The sequence below is a fragment of the Psychrobacter sp. T6-4 genome, from assembly GCF_052258425.1.
GTDB lineage: Bacteria > Pseudomonadota > Gammaproteobacteria > Pseudomonadales > Moraxellaceae > Psychrobacter.
In genome coordinates, this window is the sequence record NZ_JBQQEZ010000011.1 from 81,040 (window position 1) to 103,903 (window position 22,864).

Annotated in this window: 15 protein-coding genes; 5 read left to right on the top strand and 10 right to left on the bottom strand. The window is 45.9% G+C overall.

Annotation, left to right across the window (positions count from 1 at the left end; genetic code table 11):
* Positions 1-231: 231 nt before the first annotated feature.
* Positions 232-1,965 carry an AMP-binding protein gene (locus tag ACTXGE_RS09170; RefSeq protein ID WP_317199236.1) on the bottom strand — a complete coding sequence of 578 codons (1,734 nt, stop codon included), beginning with the start codon at positions 1,963-1,965 and terminating at the stop codon, positions 232-234.
* A 564-nt stretch (positions 1,966-2,529) separates the two neighbouring features.
* Here ACTXGE_RS09170 and parC point away from each other — a divergent pair.
* Positions 2,530-4,815, top strand: a complete 2,286-nt coding sequence (gene parC / locus ACTXGE_RS09175) for a DNA topoisomerase IV subunit A (protein ID WP_443543198.1) — start codon at positions 2,530-2,532, stop codon at positions 4,813-4,815.
* A gap of 69 nt (positions 4,816-4,884) precedes the next feature.
* Positions 4,885-5,244 (top strand): hypothetical protein, encoded by a 360-nt coding sequence (locus ACTXGE_RS09180; protein WP_443543199.1) that lies wholly within the window; start codon positions 4,885-4,887, stop codon positions 5,242-5,244.
* A gap of 64 nt (positions 5,245-5,308) precedes the next feature.
* Here ACTXGE_RS09180 and ACTXGE_RS09185 read toward each other — a convergent pair whose 3' ends face one another.
* Both ACTXGE_RS09185 and ACTXGE_RS09190 read right to left on the bottom strand, forming a co-directional pair.
* Positions 5,309-5,845: an REP-associated tyrosine transposase gene (locus tag ACTXGE_RS09185; RefSeq protein ID WP_443543201.1), complete on the bottom strand. Its 537-nt coding sequence runs from the start codon at positions 5,843-5,845 to the stop codon at positions 5,309-5,311.
* Between the two features lie 81 nt (positions 5,846-5,926).
* Positions 5,927-6,550, bottom strand: a complete 624-nt coding sequence (locus ACTXGE_RS09190; protein WP_443543203.1) for a hemerythrin domain-containing protein — start codon at positions 6,548-6,550, stop codon at positions 5,927-5,929.
* Between the two features lie 196 nt (positions 6,551-6,746).
* On the opposite strand from ACTXGE_RS09190, the gene ACTXGE_RS09195 reads away from it, so the two are divergent.
* Both ACTXGE_RS09195 and ACTXGE_RS09200 read left to right on the top strand, forming a co-directional pair.
* Positions 6,747-8,270: a cryptochrome/photolyase family protein gene (locus ACTXGE_RS09195; protein WP_443543205.1), complete on the top strand. Its 1,524-nt coding sequence runs from the start codon at positions 6,747-6,749 to the stop codon at positions 8,268-8,270.
* A gap of 33 nt (positions 8,271-8,303) precedes the next feature.
* Positions 8,304-9,140: a Cof-type HAD-IIB family hydrolase gene (locus ACTXGE_RS09200; RefSeq protein WP_443543206.1), complete on the top strand. Its 837-nt coding sequence runs from the start codon at positions 8,304-8,306 to the stop codon at positions 9,138-9,140.
* Positions 9,141-9,250: 110 nt separating this feature from the next.
* Here the strand turns inward: ACTXGE_RS09200 and ACTXGE_RS09205 are convergent, their stop codons facing one another.
* The 3 genes from ACTXGE_RS09205 to ACTXGE_RS09215 form a co-directional block, all read right to left on the bottom strand.
* Positions 9,251-10,855 (bottom strand): AbgT family transporter, encoded by a 1,605-nt coding sequence (locus ACTXGE_RS09205; protein WP_443543208.1) that lies wholly within the window; start codon positions 10,853-10,855, stop codon positions 9,251-9,253.
* A gap of 323 nt (positions 10,856-11,178) precedes the next feature.
* Positions 11,179-11,436: a hypothetical protein gene (locus ACTXGE_RS09210; protein WP_443543210.1), complete on the bottom strand. Its 258-nt coding sequence runs from the start codon at positions 11,434-11,436 to the stop codon at positions 11,179-11,181.
* Positions 11,437-11,532: 96 nt separating this feature from the next.
* Positions 11,533-12,381 (bottom strand): 3-oxoacyl-ACP reductase, encoded by an 849-nt coding sequence (locus tag ACTXGE_RS09215; RefSeq protein WP_443543212.1) that lies wholly within the window; start codon positions 12,379-12,381, stop codon positions 11,533-11,535.
* Between the two features lie 256 nt (positions 12,382-12,637).
* On the opposite strand from ACTXGE_RS09215, the gene ACTXGE_RS09220 reads away from it, so the two are divergent.
* Positions 12,638-13,780, top strand: coding sequence for an ABC transporter substrate-binding protein (locus ACTXGE_RS09220; RefSeq protein ID WP_443543214.1), 1,143 nt, complete (start codon positions 12,638-12,640; stop codon positions 13,778-13,780).
* Positions 13,781-13,890: 110 nt separating this feature from the next.
* Here ACTXGE_RS09220 and ACTXGE_RS09225 read toward each other — a convergent pair whose 3' ends face one another.
* The 4 genes from ACTXGE_RS09225 to ACTXGE_RS09240 form a co-directional block, all read right to left on the bottom strand.
* On the bottom strand, positions 13,891-15,135 hold the full coding sequence (locus tag ACTXGE_RS09225; protein WP_443543216.1) for an FUSC family protein: 1,245 nt from the start codon (positions 15,133-15,135) through the stop codon (positions 13,891-13,893).
* 130 nt (positions 15,136-15,265) lie between these two features.
* Positions 15,266-16,687, bottom strand: coding sequence for a glutamate synthase subunit beta (locus ACTXGE_RS09230; RefSeq protein WP_443543218.1), 1,422 nt, complete (start codon positions 16,685-16,687; stop codon positions 15,266-15,268).
* A gap of 118 nt (positions 16,688-16,805) precedes the next feature.
* A complete protein-coding gene (gene gltB, locus ACTXGE_RS09235) occupies positions 16,806-21,269 on the bottom strand; it encodes a glutamate synthase large subunit (RefSeq protein ID WP_443543220.1) in 4,464 nt (1,487 codons plus the stop codon).
* Between the two features lie 484 nt (positions 21,270-21,753).
* Positions 21,754-22,812, bottom strand: a complete 1,059-nt coding sequence (locus tag ACTXGE_RS09240) for a hypothetical protein (protein WP_435949683.1) — start codon at positions 22,810-22,812, stop codon at positions 21,754-21,756.
* Between the last annotated feature and the right edge of the window lie 52 nt (positions 22,813-22,864).

The window sequence follows — 22,864 nt, forward strand, 5'->3', positions numbered from 1 at the left end:
CGGTATGGTTTGTCATAATAATTCCTAATTAATAATACTGCAGCGGTGCAATACGCCCCAAATAATAGCAGGCAAGTAATGACCAGAACTATAGCAGTTTATGCAAGATTTCTCTATGCGTGTCCTTGATAGTAAGGCATAAAAAAGACAGCGCCTCTCATTGAGACCCTGTCTTTTTTTAGCGTTATTTTGCAAATACGCTAGATATAGCCGTTCCGATAAGGGTAGCGATTACCCTTTAGCAGTGTTTTGCTCTTCGAGTACGCGTAAGTCTTTATGCAAGATTTTGCCGACGTTTGATTTTGGCAACTCATCGATAAACTCAACATGGCGCGGACGCTTATAGCCTGTGAGATTCTCTACCGCATAATCCAATACTTCTTGCTTGGTCAAGCTTGCATCGTTACGGACAACAAAAATCTTTGGTATCTCGCCGCTCTTTTCATCTTCAATACCGATAACGCCGCACTCCAAGATTTTTGGATGACCAGACATGACTTCTTCGACTTCGTTTGGATAGACGTTAAAGCCTGAAACCAAGATCATGTTCTTTTTGCGATCAACAATAGTGACATAGCCGTCTTCGTCCATAATACCGATATCACCGGTTAAAAAATAACCATCTGGCGTCATCACCTCATTGGTCGCATCTTCGCGCTGCCAATAACCTTTCATCACCTGTGGACCACGAACACCAATCTCACCGCGCGCGCCGATCTCGACTTCGTTGCCTTCTTCATCGATGATGGCAATCTCAGTACCTGGCATAGGAACGCCGATAGTGCCACTAAACTCTGTGCTGCTTAGCGGATTGGCAGTAGCCACGGGTGACGTCTCAGACAAGCCATAACCTTGTAGGATAATGTTGCCCGTGATTTCGCGCCATTTCTCAGCTGTAGCGCTCACAACTGCCATACCGCCGCCCATCGACATCTGCAACTTGCTATGATCCATGGCTTTAAACTCTTCGTTGTTAGCCAGTGCATTGAACAAGGTGTTGACCGCTGGGAAGAAGGCGGGTGGATTGCCTTTATACGCTTTCATTAAGCTATCAAGGTCGCGAGGGTTTGGCACTAGTAAGCAGACGCAGCCACGATAGATCCCAAACATACCGCAAACGGTAAACGAGAAAATATGGTATAGCGGCAGGGCGGTCAGAATAACAGCCTGCTCGCCTTTGGCATCGAACTCATCAAAAGCACTACCTAAGAAGGTGTTGCTCTGTACTAAGTTGGCAATGAGGTTTTTGTGCGTGAGCATCGCGCCTTTAGCCACGCCTGTTGTACCACCTGTGTACTGTAGGACAGCAACATCATTGAGCATAATGTCATTAGGACGCTTGTATTTACGCGCAGGGCTTTTTTTCAGCATGTTCTTGAAGCTGATGCTTTTGGCGATGCTATAATCAGGTACCATCTTTTTGACATGGCGTACGACAGTATTGACCATAAAGCCTTTGAGCGTACCCATCATGTCGCCCATACCAGTGATGACGACATTATCAACCACATCACGGCCGATATCTTGATAAGTTTTAGCGAAGTTTTCGACCATGATTAGTGCTTTGGCATCAGAATCTGTAAGTTGATGCTCAAGCTCTTTGGTCGTGTATAAAGGGTTTACGTTGACAAGGGTCAAACCTGCACGCAAGACACCAATGACAGATACTGGCAGTTGCAAAATGTTTGGCATCATGACTGCGACTTTATCGCCTTTAGTCAGGCCAAGCGACTGCAAATACACAGCGACTTGCTTGCTTTGCTCATCAACTTCTTTAAAAGTAATGCTAGCGCCCATACAGACATAAGCGGTCTTACTGCCATATTTAGCAAAACTTTGCTCAAAGATATCAATAAGTGAAGTGTTATCAGCTGGCATATCGATATCATAAGTCATGCCAAGCTTTTCATAGGTTTTTAGCCAAACTTTATCGTTGTTGCGATTGACGTTTTCTTGATTGTCCATAATCTTGTTGCTCCTAGTAAATGTAATATGACTGCCCTGTTTGATACAAGTGCATCAAAAAGACGCTAATAGCCTGTTAAGGCAAGCGAATAAATGACTGCAACCTGTAACGATAAGTAAGGAAAATGGTAATAAATAGTGCTTCTTTACCCTATTGTTCTTTAACATACACACTTTGTATTAACTACTCAACACAAAAAACTGTTATGCCAGTATGCAAAAGCGTCTTTCTATTGATTTTATCAGTAAAATCAAATGTTTGCATTACTAAAACCTACTCATTCACAAGTTTTTTGGCTATACATTTGTTTGTTATAAACCTAGTAGCTTTACAATAAATAATCATCTGCAATCTGCATGTATCGTCGATTACTAGCTTAAATAATATGACTTATTTACTGCTCAAAGTAGCCCTTTATATCACCATCAATCAGCCAAATTCTTTTATAAAAAACAAGCGTCATGCCTTGTCGTATACTGTGTTATATCGCTTTTTAATTGCTTTGATTTGCTTTAGGATAGGGTATCTTTTTTGTTCATTAAAATAAAAGCGAACCCTACTCTATGTCTGATGTTATTGATCCTATCTTATCTAGCGAGCCGATGGACAGCCGCTCTGTCGCCGAATTCACTGAACAAGCCTACCTCAACTACGCCATGTATGTCATTATGGATCGCGCGCTGCCCAACATCGCTGACGGTCTCAAACCCGTGCAGCGCCGTATTGTCTATGCCATGAGCGAGCTGGGGCTTAAATCCTCCGCCAAAGCCAAAAAGTCCGCGCGTACCGTCGGTGACGTCTTAGGTAAATATCATCCGCACGGTGATAGCGCGTGCTATGAGGCGATGGTGCTAATGGCGCAGCCGTTTAGCTACCGCTATCCGCTGATCACCGGACAAGGCAACTGGGGTAGCCCTGATGATCCCAAATCCTTTGCTGCCATGCGTTATACCGAAGCCAAAATGTCCGCCTACGCCAATACTTTGCTTAGCGAGCTGGGTCAAGGCACCGTCGATTGGCAGGATAATTTCGATGGCACCATGCAAGAGCCCATCACTCTGCCCGCGCGCCTGCCCAATATTTTATTAAATGGCACCACAGGTATCGCCGTCGGTATGGCGACCGATATCCCGCCGCACAATCTCAATGAAGTGGTACGCGCGGCTATTCGCCTGCTTAAAAACCCCGATCTATCGGTCAAACAGCTTACCCAGTCGATACCTGCGCCTGATCTACCCACCCCTGCTGAGATCATTACTAGCAAAAAAGACTTGCAAGCGATCTATGAGACGGGACGCGGTAGCTATAAGATGCGCGCGACCTTTTATGTTGACCCAAAAGAGAAAAATCTCGTTATCATCGACGCTCTGCCCTACCAAGTCTCAGGCAACAAGATTCAAGAGCAAATTGCCCGCCTGATGACCGATAAAAAACTGCCATGGATCGTCGATATCCATGATGAGTCCGATCACGAAAACGCTTGCCGTATTGTTTTAGAACTTAAATCTACACGCGTTGACGTCCAGCGCGTCATGAGTCATCTGTTTGCCAGCACCGATCTTGAGAGCAATTACCGCGTCAATATGAATATGATTGGCTTGAACGGTAAGCCGCAAGTCAAAAATCTCAAGGAAATACTAGAAGAATGGCTAGTCTGTCGCCGCTCTGTGGTCACGCGCCGCGTACAATTTCGTCTCGATAAGATCGATAAGCGTTTGCATATTTTGGCAGGATTATTGATAGCGTACCTGCATATCGATGAAGTGATTCGTATCATCCGCGAAGAGGACGATCCCAAAGCGACCTTGATGCAGAACTATGATCTCACTGAGATTCAGGCCAATGCTATCTTGGACATTCGCTTGCGCCAACTCGCGAAACTTGAGGAAATTGAGCTGCGTCGTGAGCAAGACGAGCTCGCTGCTGAGCGTGCCAAACTACAAGAATATCTCGACAACCCTGAGAGCCTAACGGCACTTATTATCGATGAGCTGACTGCCGATATGAAGGAGCATGGCAACGAGCGTATGTCGCCACTCATGGAGCGCGATGAAGCGCAAGCACTTAAAGAGTCCGACCTTATACCTAGTGAGCCGATTACCGCTATCTTGTCCAAAGCAGGCTGGATACGTGCCGCTAAAGGTCATGAGGTGGATGCAAAAGGTATGACTTACCGCTCAGGCGATGGCTATCAAGCCGATGTGCGCGGCAAATCCAATGAGAAAATTTATGTTCTCGATAGCACAGGACGTAGCTATAGTATTGAAGCGCACAACCTAGCTTCAGCGCGTGGTCAAGGTGATCCGCTCACCAGTGTACTCAAACCACCAGCAGGCGCGAGCTTTGAGCAGCTACTCACGGGTAGCGATGAGCAACGTATTATCCTTGCCAGCTCAAAAGGTTACGGCTTTATCAATAGACTCGGCAATCTCGATACCAATCAAAAATCAGGCAAAAACCTAATCAATCTTGCTGCAGATAGTCGCCTGTTACCTGTCGCACGTATCGATGCCAGTGCAGGGACTAATGGCGATGATAGCGAAGCGGTAAGCACTATCCCTGATCACGTTGCTGTCGTTACTAACGCCGGATATTTATTGATATTTGCGCTCGATGATCTGCCCGAGCAAGCTCGCGGAAAGGGCAATAAAATGATTACCTTAAAAGGCGATGAGGAAGTATTAGCAATTACCCCACTCAGCTTGCAAGACAGCTTAGTGATTACTGCTGGCAAGCGTCATGTCACCTTAAAACCTATGGACTTAGCGAACTATACAGGCACACGTGGTAATCGTGGTGGTCAGTTGCCAAGGGGCTTTCAGAATGTGACTGGGGTTGAGGTTGGTTAGTTGGGTTTATTTATTTAATTTTTAGAAAGCTGGGTTAAAAGCCCAGCCTGTGCTTACTGGGAGAATATTATGAGTGAACAATACGTTTTTATTTATATCGAAGACCAAGACCATGTTTTAACTGATGAACAAAAAGAAGAAGCATTTTCACTTTTTGACGAAAATATTATCGAATGTGAACATGAACCCTATTTTGATGCAGTTGAAAACCTGCAACTGACACATTCAGATATTATTATTACTAGCCCGTTCATGATGAGCGCTGGAGACTTTGTAGCAACTAATAAATTTTGGCAATTAGATGACAATGAAGATGAAGAGTTTGAAAGCGATATTAATGAAGCCATTTCTATTCGTTCAGAAATATTGAAAGAATTAGAAGATATGTTGGGTGCTAAGATTGCTGTTGTTTGGGAGCATCGAGATTAGCTAGCGTAGGCTGGGCTTTTAGCCCAGCAAAACTACGCCAAAAAAATAACTCTCAAATCAACAATCAATCATAATCAATTTCAATCACATCAACACCTACCCCACCCCAATCAAGCGGACAAAACCCTTTTTCTACGCACCTTTGAAACGTTGAATATTGCCAATCGGAAGGACGCGCGACATAACCATGTTTGACCGCGTTGTAATGAATATAATCCATATGGCGCTGATAATCTAACTCGTCTCTAATTCTATGTTCCCAAAACCGCCGCTGCCAAATACCGCGTTCTCTGTTTCTTACTCTAGAGTGGCTGATGGTTTCACTAGCGGACTTTTTAATTTGACGAGAAAAATGCGTCTTTATACTAGAGATGATGACAGCGTAATTATCGCTATCCTCTGCTAAAGTAATGAGCATATGCACATGATCAGGCAACAATACCATCGCGTTAAGTTTAAAATCATGGTTTTGTCTAGTCAGTCGATAAGCGTGGCGAAACTCGTTAATATGTTTTGTAAGAAGATCACTTTTGCGATCTAACAATGTCATAGTCAAAAAGTAAGTCCCACCTTTAGTCTTATCTCTGATATAGGTTCGCATGAATTATGCCTTTAAAGAGTTTAGAGCATTTAAATGCTGGGCTAAAAGCCCAGCCTACGCAAATAGCAAATTTCACAACCCCTAACTCTGCCTCAGCCCCAAAATCGGAATGACTAAATCCTCTTCATCAGTTAAATGCTGCTGAAGTAAATCGGTCACTTTGACTAGCGTGTCGTGCAATTCCTTAGCCAGCGCCTTGTCCTCTACCTCACTTCTTGCCAGCTGATCGTTTTGAATTTGCAATTCATCGAGTAGCGCGTTGAGGTACTCGTGATCCTTACCCAGTATCTCAAACGCAGGTGCAAGCTGAGGATACATGCTGACAAACTCAGGGAAGAATCCTTCGTCCTCTACCCCATGATGCTGATGCAACTTGAGGATATGCATATTGATGCGTTTAAGGATTTGCGAGCGATACTCTGACCAATCAAACTCGCCGTTTTGATAGGCGTCGCTGATTTGCATCAATATACGTTGGCGTTTGCGTATATTGGTATGTACCTTTAGCCAACCTGAGGTCTTGTAGGCGTAATCTGCACCAAACCATTGATCAGGCGGCAGCTTGTTATACAGAAACAACCAGTCCGCCTCAAGGCGACTATCAGGGTGACGCGGCGTGATGCTAAACAGATCATTGTCACGATCTTGCTGGCTTGTGTCGTTGGTCGCTGTGGTCATTGGCTCGCTCTCATTTTTATTATTCATACTCGGTTTAATGCTTACGTATATGGTGGTTTTGCCATGTGATTTATAGAGTGGTTAAAGCAAAAGTCTTTTCGGTTATGGGCAACAATAAAATCTTGCGCAGCGTTTTAGCATTTAATCAGTAACACAACCCTACCTTACAACATGGCAATGGCTCATTTATAATGAGTTGTCTTAGTTAATATAAGCTTAACTTATGAGTAAAAAAGTCAGCTTAATCTTCCCGCATCAGCTGTTTGCCAATGTGAGCCTTTGGCAGGACGTGTGCTACCTAATTGAAGAGGATTTGTACTTTACCCAGTATCCCTTTCATAAGCAAAAGCTAGTACTGCACCGCGCGAGTATGAAAGCTTATGAGCAAACTTTGAAGGACGCGGGCAAAACTGTACATTATATTGAATCCGCCCATAAACACAGCGACTGTCGTAAGCTGGTTGCGAGCTTTGTCAGCAGCAAAAACGATGCTGACAATGATGATGCTATTGCAAAAATTTATTGTATTGATCTGGTCGATGACTGGCTGCGTATGTACGTCCAGCAGGCCGTACTAGACGCTGATATTGACTTTGATTGTTCGCCAACGCCGATGTTTTTGAATCCTTTGCCTGTTTATTGCGAGTTTTTTCGCGACAACCGCCTATTCCATCATGACTTCTATACTCAAGCGCGCAAACGTGAAAAGATCCTTATCGATGAAGACGATGATCCTATCGGCGGACAGTGGTCGTTTGATGAAGACAACCGCAAAAAATACCCACGTAAAGAGACGCCGCCTGCGCTTGAATTTCCTAAGTTAACTGAGCGTTACAAGGAAGCGATAAGCTACGTTGAGGACAATTTTGGCAGCCATTATGGCGAGGCGAATCCTGACTTTCGCTATCCGACCACTCATGCCGAGGCGGAGGTGTGGCTTGAGAACTTTTTAGCGACACGCTTTAAAGACTTTGGTAAATATGAAGACGCTATCGTCGCAAGCGAGCATGTACTGCATCATAGTATTTTGACGCCGATGCTTAATACGGGTCTGCTCACCCCTGAGCAAGTGGTGACGCGCACACTTGAGATTAGCGAGGAATACGATATTCCGATTAACTCGTTAGAGGGCTTTATCCGCCAGATTATCGGCTGGCGCGAGTTTATGTACGGACTCTACGAGTATATTGGACGCAAACAGCGCAGCAGTAACTTTTGGGGCTTTAAACGTAAGATACCGCCCAGCTTTTATACCGGTGATACGGGTATCATGCCCATTGATACGACGATTAAAAAAGTGCTCAAGACAGGATACGCGCATCACATTGAGCGCCTCATGATCTTTGGCAACTTTATGCTGCTCTGTGAGTTTGACCCTGATGAGGTCTATCAGTGGTTTATGGAGCTATTTATCGATGCTTATGATTGGGTGATGGTGCCTAATATCTATGGCATGAGTCAGTTCGCCGATGGCGGTCTGATGGCGACCAAACCCTATATCAGCGGTAGTAACTATATTAATAAAATGAGTGATTATCAAGTCAAGTCCAAAGGCGAGCTTGTCGAGTGGGCGGCTATTTGGGATGGGCTGTTTTGGCGCTTTATGCATGTGCATCGCGACTTTTTTGCAAAGAATCCACGTATCGGTATGCTGCTGTCGATGTGGGATAAGATGGATAAAAACCAGCAAAAAGAGCACTTAAAAAATGCCAATGAGTTTTTAGCGCAATTAGATAAAGAAGTTTAAAAGAACGCAAATTTAAGTAAGACAAGGATAGCTATGTTTACCGAATTTAAAGCTAGCGGTGCGCGGGCGACAAGTAAAATCCCGACACCCAAGATCATCTTTTTTGATATCGATGATACGCTTAGCCGTAAAGGCATCATTGCTAAGCATAATCAAGCGACGCTTGAGGCGCTAGCTCATTCTGATGTCAAACTCGTCATCTCGACAGGGCGCTCAAAAGCGATTTTGCCGCCTGATATCTTGGCGCTACTAGAGGCCAACGTACTCGATTCGATCATCTGTATGAATGGTCAATATAGTTTTGATAATCATAATAGAATCAGTCACTATCCCTTGTCGAATAAGCAAACAACCAAAATTGTAGAGCTGTGCCAAGCCAGCGATTTGATACACAAGTTTGATTCAGCGACCCATATCGCTTGGTCGGATGAAAACGAGCGCTTGCGTGAGTTTAATGCGCGTACGCCAAACTCTATCGTCGACCCCTTTTATCATCAGACCAGTGAAGTCTATCAGTGCTCAGTATTTTTTAATAATCAGCAAGAGAAGATGCAAGAAGTCGACTTTGCCAAGTACGATCTCAAGCTCGTGCATTGGCACAATACGGGCGCAGATATCTTACCGATTGAAGCCTCAAAAGCGCGCGGTATTTTGGATGTCTGTCAATATTACGGCGTTAATGCTAGTGAATGTATGGCGTTTGGTGACGGTTTTAATGATTTAGAGATGTTTGATCTGGTTGGCTTCGCGGTGGCGATGGGTGACGCACAACCTGCTTTGATTGAGCGCGCAGACTTTGTCACAGGCACTATTGAAGAGCGCGGTATTCAGTCGGTACTTGAACGTTTGGCGCTAAAGGTTACTTCATAAGTATCGTAGATAGTGTGTAACACTAAAAACCCTTGCCATGACCTGACAAGGGTTTTTAGTGTTACACAGACAGCTATTGTTAATCCTGCTACCGTAACGATAAAACCAGTTTATCTAGCAGGATAGAATGTCTCTGCGCCAGGCCCCACAGGTAGACCCAGTACAAATACCCAAATCGAGAACAAAATAGTCCAACCAATCAAAAATGCCATCGAGTATGGTAACATCATTGCCATTAATGTCCCAACCCCAGTGTCCTTTTTATAGCGAATAGCCACTGCCAAAATAAGACCAAAGTAGCTCATCATCGGCGTGATAATATTAGTGGTTGAGTCACCGATACGATACGCCGCTTGAATCATCTCTGGCGCATAGCCTGTGAGCATTAGCATAGGTACAAAGATAGGTGCTGTCACTGCCCACTGTGCTGATGCCGAGCCGAGCATAAGGTTGACCAGACCACAGATCAGGATAAAACCAACCAAAAGCAACGGCCCGGTTAGGCCAACATCACTTAAGAAAGTTGCGCCAGATACCGCCATTACCGATCCCAAGTTTGACCATTTAAAGAACGCGGTAAACTGCGCAGCAAAGAACACCAAAACAATATAGATGCTCAGTGAGCTCATCGAGTTACTCATGGCGTCGACGACATCTTGGTTGCTCTTGATGCTACCCGTGATCTTACCGTAGATATAACCTGGTATCGCAAAGAATACGAAGATAAAGACCACAATGCCTTTTAGAAATGGCGACCCTGATACCAGACCCGTCTCTGGGTTACGCAAGATGCCGTCTGCAGGAATGATGGTCCATGCTAGCAACAAGCAGAATATGAGCATGCTGATACCGGCCCATAGTAGACCCTTTTTCTCAAGTGCGGAGACTTTTTCGATTTGCGTCTCGAGTACCGAAGCATCATCAGCATCTTTAGGGTTGTATTCTCCTAAGCTTGGCTCGACGATTTTTTCGGTGACAAAATAACCTAGACCACTGATCAAAAAGGTACTGGCGATCATAAAGTACCAGTTGGCTTCTGCCCCAACGATATAAGCTGGGTCAATGATACGCGCCGCTTCTTGGGTAATCCCTGATAATAAAGGATCCACTGTTCCTAATAGTAAGTTAGCACTATAACCGCCTGACACCCCAGCGAATGCCGCTGCTAGACCGGCTAATGGGTGCCTGCCTAACGAGTGAAAAATCACTGCTGCTAGTGGTATCAGTACTACATAACCTAGCTCAGCTGCCGTGTTCGACATAATACCGGCAAATACCACGGTAAAGGTCACCATCTTTTTTGGGGCATTCATGACCAGACCTCGCAGCGCAGCCGATATCATGCCTGAGTGCTCAGCGATACCGACACCGAGCAAGGCAACTAGAACCGTACCCAGCGGCACAAAGCCAGTGAAGTTAGTCACCAGATTTTCGACGATGCGAGCCAAGCCCTCAGCGTTCAACAAGTTGACGACTTCAATCATGCCATCAGCGCTGCGTCCACTGGTGCCCTCTGGTCTTGGGTCAATGACTGATACGCCAAAGTACGACATGACAGCTGAGAGCAGCAATAACAACACTGACATCCAAACGAATAAAATAACAGGATGTGGTAACAAATTACCTAACCACTCCACCCCTTTTAAAAACCGCTGCATACGTGAGCTGTGCTCTATAGTGTCCAAGTTATCATTTGGCGAATGACTTCCCTTCATAACCTACGCTCCCATCGGAATATGTAATATTTGATAAAAGTATTAAAATCTTACAAAGATTGCGATTGAAACATAGTTGGGAATTAGAAACAAACTTTTTTTGACTTGCTAACAAATGCTTACAGTCGATAGCAGGATTGTGCGCCGATATGTCATTTATTCCAAAAAAGTTACACTACTAAAAAAGGGCAAACTAAGCTTTAATTTAGTTTACCCTTATTAAAAAAATGATTTTAAATTACGTGCGTGTAGTGTCAATAAGTCCTAAAGCAGCGCTTAATCAGTAATTTTTTATACATCGCATACTAATTATCAAATAACTCTTAACCCCGCACCAATCCATAGAGCCAACTGCCAAGCTTATACCCTATGCCGATGACCACAATAAAAACCACAATGGCTAAGATATAAGCCAACCAATCAGGCACGCCGCTTAGCCAGCCAATGGTAAATACAGTGCCTAAGTAGGCCTCCATCGGCCAGTTGATAATAGAGGCGGACGTGCTGGCATTAAGCAGGGCAATTAGAGCGATAAGCCCAATTATGGCAGTGAGTATGCCTGCGCGTTGGCGGTTGTTCATAGTATTTCTCTTTAAATATCGGTTCCAGATACTTTTGGTTGTTAGTGATTTTGTTGTTAGTATTTTAAGCTCTCAAAGCTTCTTAATCTTGAGACTCTAAGGCATCGTCAAACCGCCATCAACGGCAATAGATTGTCCAGTAATTGCTGCGCTCAAATCAGACGCCATCAGCAGTACTGCATTAGCAAAATCAGCAACTGAGGTGGCTTGACGTAGCGGCGTGGTGGTGGCGATATAATCAAAGACTGCTTCAGTCGTGAGGCTGCTAGCATCCGTCGTTTTTAGGAGACCACCTGCGAGCAAATTAACTCGAATACCATGCGGGCCAAGCTCGCTTGCTAAGTTACGCGTTAGTCCAACCAGCGCAGATTTGGCTGTGGTGTAATCATAGTAAGTCACTACTGGGTTATAGATTAGATTGGTTGAGATATTGATAATCTTACCCATGTGCTGCGCTTTCATCTGCGGCAGTACCGCTTGTACGGTATTGACCGCGCCTTTGACGATACCATCGATTTGCTGTGAAAAATGCGCCCATTTTACGGTTTCGATACTGGTATAGTCAGCACTTGGGTCAAACTGATAGTGAGGCAAAGCATTATTGACTAAAACATCGATACGCCCATAGCGCTTGCTGACCTCCTCTGCCATGGCTTTGACTTCTGCCAGCTCAGTGACATCTGCTTGATAAGCAAAAGCATGCCCGCCTACTGATATAATGTCGGCGACGACTTTATCAGCGGCGTCTTTACTGCTCAGATAATTGACGCATACACGAGCGCCAGCAGCGGCCATTTGCTGCGCGATTTTTGCGCCAAGTCCGCGACTACTACCAGTAACTATGACTACCTTATCCTTCAACAATTGCGGCATTGTCAGTTGAGAAACGGTCGACTGCGAAATCATAGTCGATTGAGAAGTCATAGTGGGTTGCGTCTGAGCCATAAGAGTATCCTTTATGGTAAAAACCAAAAGTAGAAAAATCAAAGATTGGTAAAAGGTTAGCAATCATATCATAACTCATGGCTTTCTCTTTTATGCCATCTTTTACCTTATAGCCTGACATTTAATCAAAGCCTGTTGAAAATAGCTGATTTTATCGTTACCCTTTAAAACACGTTAAGTTATGACCATAACAGTATCATTGCTGATACTTGCTACGTGTCTCAATATTTATTTGTCTGACTTTAGGAGCACTATTTTGACTCAACTCTCTGCCTTGAACACCAATACCGCCATGCAAGCCACCAAACGCTCAACACGTACAGTAATGTCGAAACTGCTGCTTAGTGCTGCCGTTGCTTTGGTACTTGCCAGCTGTAGCAACTCAGATACCGCTGCCACCGACGGCGCGCCGAGTAGTGATGTGACGCTCAATCTGTATAACTGGTCTGAGTATATGCCGCAAGAGATTTTGGATGGTTTTGAGGCTGAGACAGGTATCTCTGTGAATTACACCACTTTTGACTCCAATGAGGCAATGTATGCCAAGCTCAAACTGCTCAATGACTCAAGTCAGTATGATCTTGCCGTACCGTCAACGTACTATGTCGAAAAAATGGCAAACGAAGGGCTATTACAAAAGATAGATCAGTCAAAACTAAGCAACTTTAGCAACTTGGATACCTCATTCACTAATACAAAAGTCGATCCAGACAACAAATACTCGATTCCCTATATGTGGGGCAGCACTGGCCTTGCCATCAACGGTGATAGCGTCGATCCTGCCAGCGTTAATAGCTGGAATGATTTATGGAAGCCTGAGTATAAAGATCAGGTCATGCTTACCAATGACGTGCGCGAAGTATTCGGTATGGCGCTATTGACCCTTGGCTACTCAGGCAATAGCAGCAATCCTGATGAGATCAAAGCCGCTTATGAGAAGCTGACCACGCTCATGCCCAACGTCAAAACTTTTAATTCTGATGCCACTCGCATGCCCTATATCGAAGGCGAAACCAATCTAGGTATGACGTGGAATGGTGAAGCGGTCATGGCGAATGATGAAGGTCTGACCAGCTTGGTTTATAAGTATCCGTCTGAGGGCGCTATTCTTTGGATGGATAACTTTGTCATTCCCAAGAACGCTAAACAAGTAGACGCCGCGCATCAATTCATCGATTATCTATTGCGTCCTGAGAATGCCAAAATCGTCAGCGAAGAGATTGGTTATGCGTCACCCAATAGCGCTGCACGTGAGCTGATGGATGAAGGCGTACGCAATAACCCAACGATCTACCCCTCTCAAGAAGTGCTTGCCAAAGCGGAGTTTCAAGAAGACGTCGGTGACGACGCCTTGCAAGTGTATCAGCAGTATTGGGATATGCTAAAGACAGGTCGTTAATCGCTGCACTGTCATTAATCGCTGCGCTAGTTATTCAGCGATAAAAAAACGCTATCGAGCAATCGGTAGCGCTTTTTTACAGAAGTGACAAAAGGTTAAAGGGTCAATAATTATAAATGCAGATCAGTCTCGCCGCCATGCGCTTCAATACGACGTTTTTCGCGGCGCTGATACCTAAGACCTGAAGCGGCAAACCACTGCGCATTGGTTTTTTCGAGTAGATCACTCAAGCGCTGCAATTGTATTTGCAAGGTTTGTGTTAGCCAAAAATACCCTTGCCACTCAAAGGCTAGATGCTGCACGCTTGGGTATTCTGAGACTTCGATACGCGTAATCGCACGGAACGACTCATCGCTTGGGCTACGTAGTACTGCGGCTATGTTTTGCATGGCATGCGTCAGCTCGTGCTGATAGTGCTTGAGCAAAATATGATTATCCTCATCGATCTCAATACTGGCCAAACGCGGCGCGGCAGTTAGCAGTAGATCAATCGTTCCAATGATATTACGATGAGTGCGCTGAATGGTTTCGATAGTTTTTTTGTCAATACCTGACTCGCTCATAGTAGCTGCCATATGCGGGCGGACAGCTAGCAGACGCTTATTGATCACCTTTAGTGCTTTGGGTAAAGTATCATCAACGGGTATATCTACCACTTTGTTTGCGCTATAGGTGAGATTTAGCGGATCGGTCTTCGTAATGGACGTCGTAATGGGCTCAAAGGTTTGATGAACCAGCGTATCAGCACCGACATGATCACCGACTCCAGCGTACAGGTCACTACAGGCCTCAAGGTTGGTCGCCAATAAGAACCGCCACATCAAGGTTGACTTGAGCGGTAGTACTAAAGTTGCCGCGACTGCCACTAGCGTACCAATCAAGATATTAACAGCGCGGAACATCCCGTCCTGGGTGATATTGCTTTGATCAGGACTTGAGACAATCATCAGCATAGTGATGCCTGTTAATAGTCCAATATAACCGAGCTGCTTGACTGCTACATAACCAATAATGCCGCTGATAATGCCAATCAACATATAATACAGCCATAACCAAGCGCCCATATCTTGACTAAGCCACAAAAACACCAAACCAACAGCTACGCCAAGCAAAGTGCCGAGCACTCGCTCTTTGGCTTTGGTATAAATAGCGCCTTGATATTGCAACAAGCCCAAGATGACAAACACGGTGATGGTCGTCCACTCGCCATGTGGCAGACGCGTGAATTCATTTAATATCAGCGCTATTAGTACTGCTGTGCCCAAACGTATAGCGTGCAGTACATCAGCATGTTGGTAGCGGGCATACGGCTCAACGAGAGGGGCGGTGACCCGTTGCCAAATAGTCGGTTTCACGCGGGATACTCTTTTGTCATGACAGGTTGTAATAGACATTATCTACTATCTACGTCTAACTTGACCATAAAAATAACGCCTTTTACCTTTTTATAGATAAAAGACGTTAGGGTGAACTCAGGCCTGATATTTAGACCTCCAAATAGTCCAAGATACCTTCAGCCGCTTCGCGTCCTTCCCAAATCGCCGTTACGACCAAATCAGAACCACGAACCATATCCCCGCCTGCAAATATTTTTGGGTTTTTGGTTTGAAATTTAAAGGTTTGCTCCTCTGGCGCAACGACAAGTCCTGATTGACTCATCGCCACTTGCTGACCTTCGAACCAATCTGCTGGGCTTGGGCGAAAACCAAAGGCCAAGATGACTGCATCACAGGGGATGATCTCTTCTGAATTTGGAATAGGCTCAGGGCGACTGCGACCACGGTTATCAGGCGCGCCTAATTGCGTAGTGACGACTTTGACGCCATTCACCTTGCCATTTAAGCCAATAATTTCAGTCGGCTGACGATTAAATAAAAACTCAACGCCCTCCTCACGCGCGTTAATGACTTCGCGGCGCGAGCCTGGCATATTCTCCTCATCACGGCGATAGGCACAGACAATTTGCTCGGCACCTTGACGAATGCTAGTACGGTTGCAATCCATCGCCGTATCACCACCGCCGAGCACCACCACGCGCTTGCCTTTGAGATCAATATATTCCTCTGGGTTTTTCTCCCAGTCGTTGCAGCGATTGACGTTAGCGATCAAAAAATCAAGAGCATCATGAACGCCTTCTAGCTCTTCACCAGCAAAACCGCCGCGCATATAAGTATAAGCGCCCATACCCATAAATACCGCGTCATAATCCTGCATAAGCTCATCGATACTGACATCAGTCCCAATCTCTGTCTCCAAGCAAAACTCCATACCCATGCCTTCAAAGATCTCGCGGCGATTGCGCATGACGTCTTTTTCCATCTTGAACTCTGGAATACCAAAGGTTAATAAGCCACCGATTTCAGGACGCTTGTCAAAAAGTACTGGCTTAACGCCGTTTCTCACCAAGATATCTGCGCAGCCAAGGCCAGCAGGCCCCGCGCCGATAATGGCGACCTTTTTATCCGTCCAGACGACATTGGACATATCAGGACGCCAGCCAAGAGCAAAGGCAGTATCGTTAATGTACTTCTCAACATTACCGATAGTGACTGCGCCAAAGCCGTCATTGAGGGTACAAGCGCCTTCGCACAAACGATCTTGCGGACATACGCGCCCGCATACCTCAGGTAAAGTATTGGTGCGATGACATAGCTCAGCGGCTTGAAAGATCTGTCCTTCGGTCGCAAGTTTGAGCCAATTGGGAATGTAGTTGTGTACCGGACATTTCCATTCGCAATAAGGGTTACCGCACTCAAGACAACGATGCGACTGCTGAGCGATTGACTCACTCTCGATAGGATTGTAGATCTCAACGAACTCTGTTGCTCGGGTGACGATGTCTTTTTTGGTCGGCTCAAGCCTCGGTACTTCGATAAACTGATAGTTATTGTCTAAGCGTTTTGCCATGATAAAATCTCTTGATTAGTGGGCGATGACTGTAATCGTTTTCGGTTAATAAAGATGCGATAAAAGTCATCTGCCTGCTTAAAACATTGAAGCGTCTTTTGTACTCAAAATAACGCGACTACTGCGGGTCTGCCATGGTCGTTTTGAGTAAGTTTGCGATACTGGCAGCCTTAGGCTTGACCAAGTAAAACTTACGAACATAATGCTCAAAATCAGCTAGTATGGTTCGGCCCCAAGCGCTACCTGTCTTATTGACATGGTTTTCAATGACCTTTTGCAGATGAATACGGTGGCCTTCAGTCTGCTCACTTGAGATGCGGTTGAGATCAATCAGCTCATGATTACAGCGATCAAAGAAGTCGCCTTCCATATCGAGCACGTAAGCGAAACCGCCTGTCATACCTGCGCCAAAATTAAGACCTGTTTTGCCAAGGATAGTCATAATACCGCCTGTCATGTACTCACAGCAATGATCGCCTGTGCCCTCGATGACTGCATGAGCGCCCGAGTTACGTACACCAAAGCGCTCGCCTGCGGTGCCAGCAGCATAGAGCTTGCCGCCTGTCGCGCCGTATAGACAAGTATTACCTATAATAGCCGTATCCTGCGCGGCGAAACTCGAGTCTTTTGGCGGATAAATAACAATCTCGCCACCAGTCATACCTTTGCCGACATAGTCATTGGCATCACCTTCAAGCTCGATATTGAGACCGCCTGCGTTCCAGACGCCAAGGCTCTGACCTGCGGTACCCGTCAGATGCAGCTTAATTGGCATATCACTCATGCCAAGATTACCCCAAACCTGCGCAATCTCGCCTGAAATACGCGCGCCGATAGAGCGATCACAATTGCCAACGTAATAGCTGTAATCCCCGCCCGTGCCTTTACGGATAGCGAGCATCATATCTTTAATCATTTGCTCAGCAAGCAAGCCTTTATCAAACGGCTCGTTACGCTCGACCTGACAAGTCTGCGGCATACCGCTGCTGGCAGGGTGACTAAATAATAACGGTGATAAGTCAAGATGACGCTGTTTATCCGTATTGCCTTCTAACACATCGAGCAAGTCAGTACGCCCGACCAGCTCTTCCATGCTACGTACGCCAAGCGCCGCTAGCCACTCTCGCGTCTCTGTTGCGACGAACTTAAAGAAGTTGATTAGCATCTCAGCTTCGCCAATGTAGTGCTCATCGCGTAGTTTAGCCGTTTGCGTCGCCACCCCTGTTGGGCAGTTATTTAAATGACAAATACGCAAATACTTACAACCTACGGCAATCATCGGCGTGGTACCAAAACCAAAGCTCTCAGCACCCAATATGGCCGCTTTGACGACATCCAGTCCCGTCTTGAGACCACCATCGGTCTGTACGCGGACTTTATGACGCAGGCCATTGACTCGTAGCGACTGCTGAGTTTCAGCAAGTCCTAGCTCCCACGGCGAGCCTGCATGATGAATAGATGACAGCGGTGACGCTGCTGTACCACCATCATAGCCTGAGATGGTAATCAGATCAGCATAAGCTTTGGCAACGCCTGTGGCAATTGTACCCACGCCTGGGCGCGAGACGAGTTTGACAGAGACCAGCGCATCAGGATTAACTTGTTTAAGATCAAATATGAGCTGTGCTAAATCCTCAATAGAATAAATATCATGATGCGGCGGCGGCGAGATTAGCGTCACCCCTGGTACAGAATAGCGCAGACGAGCAATCAAAGCGTTGACCTTACCGCCTGGCAGCTGACCGCCCTCGCCAGGTTTTGCGCCTTGAGCCACTTTGATCTGCATAACCTCAGCTGAGCGCAAATACGCGGGCGTCACCCCAAAACGACCCGAGGCCACTTGTTTAATCTTTGAATTACGCAAAGTGCCGTAACGTACTGAATCCTCGCCGCCCTCACCTGAGTTTGAGCGACCGCCAATAGTATTCATCGCCATCGCTATTGACTCGTGCGCCTCAGGGGATAACGCACCAAGAGACATGCCAGCGGAGTCAAAACGCTTGAGTATTAACGCGCTGTCCTCGACCTCTTCGACATCGATGCTGTTACTGGTATTGAGCTGTAGCAAGTCACGCAAAGTGGCGACGGGGCGATTATTGACAATATCTGCATACTGACGGTAATTCTCATAATCCCCTGTACGAACGGCGGTATGCAAGCTGTTGATCACATCAGGGTTAAAGGCGTGATACTCTTTATTAAAGACAAACTTGAGCAGGCCGCCTTGATCGAGTGGCGCTCGGCGTTTAAAGGCATTGGCTGCGAGTACGGCTTGATCAGCGGCTAAGTCCTCAAAGGTTGCGCCTTTGATACGGCTTTGCACGCCTTTAAAGCACATGGCAACCACTTCCTCAGACAGACCAACCGCTTCAAATAACTGCGCGCCGCGATAAGAGACGATCGTTGAGATGCCCATCTTGGATAAGATTTTGAGCAAGCCTTTATTCAAGCCCTTACGGAAATTAACCCGCGCTTGAATAGGGTCGCCCAATAGCTCTCCAGTTGCGACCAAATCATCGATAACATCATACGCCAAATACGGATAGACGCATGTTGCACCAAAACCGATTAGTACTGCAATATGATGCGAATCTCTTGCAAGACCTGTTTCAATAATTAGGTTGGCATCGGTACGAATGCCTTGAGCGATGAGGTAATGATGTACTGCGCCTGTGACCATAATCGCATTAGCAGGTACTTTGCCTGCGTCAATTGCTTTGTCTGATAAGACAATCAAGGTGTTGCCTGCTCGCACCTTGGCTGCTACTTGCTCACAAATAGCAACAATAGCTTCTGATAGTGTCAGATTGCGATCGTAGTTAAGATCGATGCGCGCCATCTTAAAGGCGCCGTCCTCTAAATGTTCAATCTGATGCATTTTGCTCGCTGAAAGCACTGGTGATGACAGTACAATGCGGTGCGCGTCTTTGGCTGATGGCGCAAACACATTGGTCTGCGCGCCAAGGCAAGTCTGTAGCGACATGACGATAGATTCGCGTAGCGGATCGATCGGTGGATTGGTGACCTGAGCAAACTGCTGACGGAAAAAGTCTCCCACATGGCGTATCTGCTGTGATAGCACAGCCATTGGCGTATCGTCACCCATTGAGCCGACTGGCTCTTGACCATTTTCAGCGTTAGGGCGGATGATTTCGGTACGCTCTTCATTAGTGATGTGATACATTTTTTGTAGTGCTTTAAGGCTATCGCCGCGACAAGCTTTGGCAGCCAACTCTTCTTCTAAGCGCTCGTCATCACGAATGCGCGTCGCCTCCTCGCGTAGCCATTTACGGTAGGGGTGAGCTTTTTTAAGTAAAGTCGCTATGGCTTTGGTATCGAGTATTTGACCGGTCAATGTATCGATGACCAGCATCTGACCAGGACCGACGCGTCCCTTTGCCAGCACGTCTTTGGGATCGTAATCCCAAACGCCAATCTCAGAGGCCACGGTGATATAGCCGTTCTTAGTCGTCACCCAGCGCGAAGGACGCAGACCGTTACGATCAAGCATACAAACCGCGTAGCGACCATCTTGAATCACAAGACCAGCAGGCCCATCCCATGCTTCCATATGCTGCGAGTAAAACTCATAAAACGCGCGCAGATCCATATCCATGCTATCAACATTTTGCCATGCTGGTGGCACTAAGATAGACATCGAGTGGAACAGATTCATACCGCCTGACATCAATACCTCAAGCATATTATCAAGGCTTGAGGAATCAGACCCTGTGCTATTTACTAGCGGGGTCAATTCGTTTAGGTTGGGCAGCTTATCTGATTTTAGCTTTGGCGTACGTGCTTCAGACCAGTTACGATTGCCTGTGATAGTGTTGAGCTCGCCATTATGAGCCAAGTAACGAAACGGCTGGGCTAGAGGCCAGCGCGGCAACGTATTGGTCGAAAAGCGCTGATGGAAAACGACGATATGCGATGCCAAACGCGTGTCTTGCAAATCTAAAAAGAACGCGGGCAGATCTGAGGGCATGACCAGACCTTTATAGATAATCGTCTGACAGCTCAATGAGCAAACATAAAACAGCTCATCATCACTTAGGCGCTGCTCTGCTTTTTTACGAGCAACGAACAGTTTACGGTTAAAGTCATCAGGGCTTAACGTGTCAGTAGCATTTACAAATATCTGCTTAAAGTCAGGCAATGTCTCACGGCCGATTTCACCGACAATATCCAAATCAGTAGGTACATCGCGCCAGCCTGCAACTCTAAGTCCCTGCGCTTCAATTTCTTCAGCGAGTACTTGCTGACTGTGCACAGCTTTGGTCTCATCGAGACTGACAAATACCATACCGACAGCGAAGTTATCGCTAATAGCGAAAGCTTGCTCAGTTGCGATTTGTTTAAAAAACTCAATCGGTTTGGCAAGTAAAAGACCACAACCATCACCCGTTTTACCGTCAGCCGCAACGCCGCCGCGATGGGTCATACAGCTTAAACTATGAATGGCTGTTTTGACCAAATCGTGGCTGGCTTGCCCTTCAATATGAGCAATCAAACCAAAACCACAGTTATCAGAGAAGTCATCTGGCGTCGCCAAATGTGTATGGGAGGAAATCATCGACATAGCTTGTCCTTTTAAGTAAGCAGACAGCTCATGCATCCAATGCGGATCATAAGCGGATGCCCGAAGGCAGAACGGGCTGGCAGGTAATATTCTTATAACCGAATTAATAAATGGCGTGATGCGCTGTAAATGTATTTATATAAGCCAAAGTCTTATGTGGTCAGTAAGCGATTGTCATTCTTTGACTGCTATTGTAAGTACATAAAGCTTGAACGTCATTATAGCTTATCAAACTGTGCGGCCTGATAAAAACCCTTGACCGGTAAGACATAAAGATATGGTTTTATTCACATTTAAGGATAAACCTTTCTTTATATTACTAATTTTAGTGCTCTTTATTTTAATGAATGCATAACTATAAATCTAGTCTTTTTTGCTAAGTCATAACTAGAGGTTATTAGCGGTGAACGAATAGCGCGTAGCGTCCAAGACTATTTAGCAGTACGTACGTCGTCTAACGTACATACTGCTTGTTTGACTGTTTTTATTCGCTCTTTTCTTCTATTAACGCCTTGATACTATCTTCGCTTCTTGCATCGCTCTTTGCTGGCGCTTTGCTGTTGCTATTATTGACAGGTGCCGCGGTAGTATTACTGGCAGGCGGCGGCTTAGGCGTCGGTACGACAGGAGGCTTTTTAGGTGCAGTAATCACATCAGCTGGTGCAGGCTTGGTACTATTTTGCTCAGCTTTTGGTTTATTATTGCTTGCACCTTCTGTCTCAACAGTGCGCTCCTCATCTACTGACAGGGTAGAATCGGTATTCTCCACTTCACGAATACTCTGGGTAGGGCTACTATTACTTGGCTCTTGATTGATCGACGCATTGCTCGAGTCTGTGTTGTTTTGAGCAGGTGCCTGCTCGCGCTGAGGCGGCGGCACTTCACGTTTTGTACGTTTTAATTTAACGGAGCGGGCGCGCTTAGTACTTAGATCTTTGATAGGGCCTGGACGCTCATAATTATCGATAATACTGACATAGCGATTGATCTCTTCAGGTATCACGCGAACATTGGCAGGCAATTTAAAATCGATCAGTTTAGCCGCACCTGCCGCTTCTTGCGGGCTACTCATCAGTCCATAAGTGAGCATGTAGCGCAGTTGATCATCTTCGTCGCGATAGCGAAAGTAGGAGAATTTGTCGCGATCTTTGCGGCCTTCTAAATAACTGACAATCACGTCATTTTCAACGACATTCATCACCTGCACCGTCCACTTACCCTTGTTAGAGAGTAAGTAACGCTTGTCCTTGAATTCAGCAGGATAACTACGTAAGTCTCGTACAGTGGCATCAAAACTGATTGGTTGCACATCAGTATCAAGCTCATGCAAAGCCTCAATAGCAAGCGGCTGTTCAAGTTCAGTACTCAAAGATTGCGGCGCAGAAATGGGCGCATTCTCAATTTTGCTTGCCATAGATGGCGTCTGGCTAAACATCCAAATCAAAGCCGTAATAACGCCTAGTATCAGCGTCATCAGTAACCACATCAGTGCCTGACGGCGATATGACTGAGCAGGAGGCGTTGTTGAGCGTGGTGCTACCATGAATAAATCCTTGGCAAAAATAAGAATGAGCAAACGGATAAAACGTAGAGAC

What these genes read in the sequence shown, in the direction of transcription:
- ACTXGE_RS09170 (WP_317199236.1), bottom strand. Translation starts at nt 1,965, where the DNA reads ATGGACAATCAAGAAAACGTCAATCGCAACAACGATAAAGTTTGGCTA.
- parC (WP_443543198.1), top strand. Translation starts at nt 2,530, where the DNA reads ATGTCTGATGTTATTGATCCTATCTTATCTAGCGAGCCGATGGACAGC.
- ACTXGE_RS09180 (WP_443543199.1), top strand. Translation starts at nt 4,885, where the DNA reads ATGAGTGAACAATACGTTTTTATTTATATCGAAGACCAAGACCATGTT.
- ACTXGE_RS09185 (WP_443543201.1), bottom strand. Translation starts at nt 5,845, where the DNA reads ATGCGAACCTATATCAGAGATAAGACTAAAGGTGGGACTTACTTTTTG.
- ACTXGE_RS09190 (WP_443543203.1), bottom strand. Translation starts at nt 6,550, where the DNA reads ATGAATAATAAAAATGAGAGCGAGCCAATGACCACAGCGACCAACGAC.
- ACTXGE_RS09195 (WP_443543205.1), top strand. Translation starts at nt 6,747, where the DNA reads ATGAGTAAAAAAGTCAGCTTAATCTTCCCGCATCAGCTGTTTGCCAAT.
- ACTXGE_RS09200 (WP_443543206.1), top strand. Translation starts at nt 8,304, where the DNA reads ATGTTTACCGAATTTAAAGCTAGCGGTGCGCGGGCGACAAGTAAAATC.
- ACTXGE_RS09205 (WP_443543208.1), bottom strand. Translation starts at nt 10,855, where the DNA reads ATGAAGGGAAGTCATTCGCCAAATGATAACTTGGACACTATAGAGCAC.
- ACTXGE_RS09210 (WP_443543210.1), bottom strand. Translation starts at nt 11,436, where the DNA reads ATGAACAACCGCCAACGCGCAGGCATACTCACTGCCATAATTGGGCTT.
- ACTXGE_RS09215 (WP_443543212.1), bottom strand. Translation starts at nt 12,381, where the DNA reads ATGGCTCAGACGCAACCCACTATGACTTCTCAATCGACTATGATTTCG.
- ACTXGE_RS09230 (WP_443543218.1), bottom strand. Translation starts at nt 16,687, where the DNA reads ATGGCAAAACGCTTAGACAATAACTATCAGTTTATCGAAGTACCGAGG.
- gltB (WP_443543220.1), bottom strand. Translation starts at nt 21,269, where the DNA reads ATGTCGATGATTTCCTCCCATACACATTTGGCGACGCCAGATGACTTC.
- ACTXGE_RS09240 (WP_435949683.1), bottom strand. Translation starts at nt 22,812, where the DNA reads ATGGTAGCACCACGCTCAACAACGCCTCCTGCTCAGTCATATCGCCGT.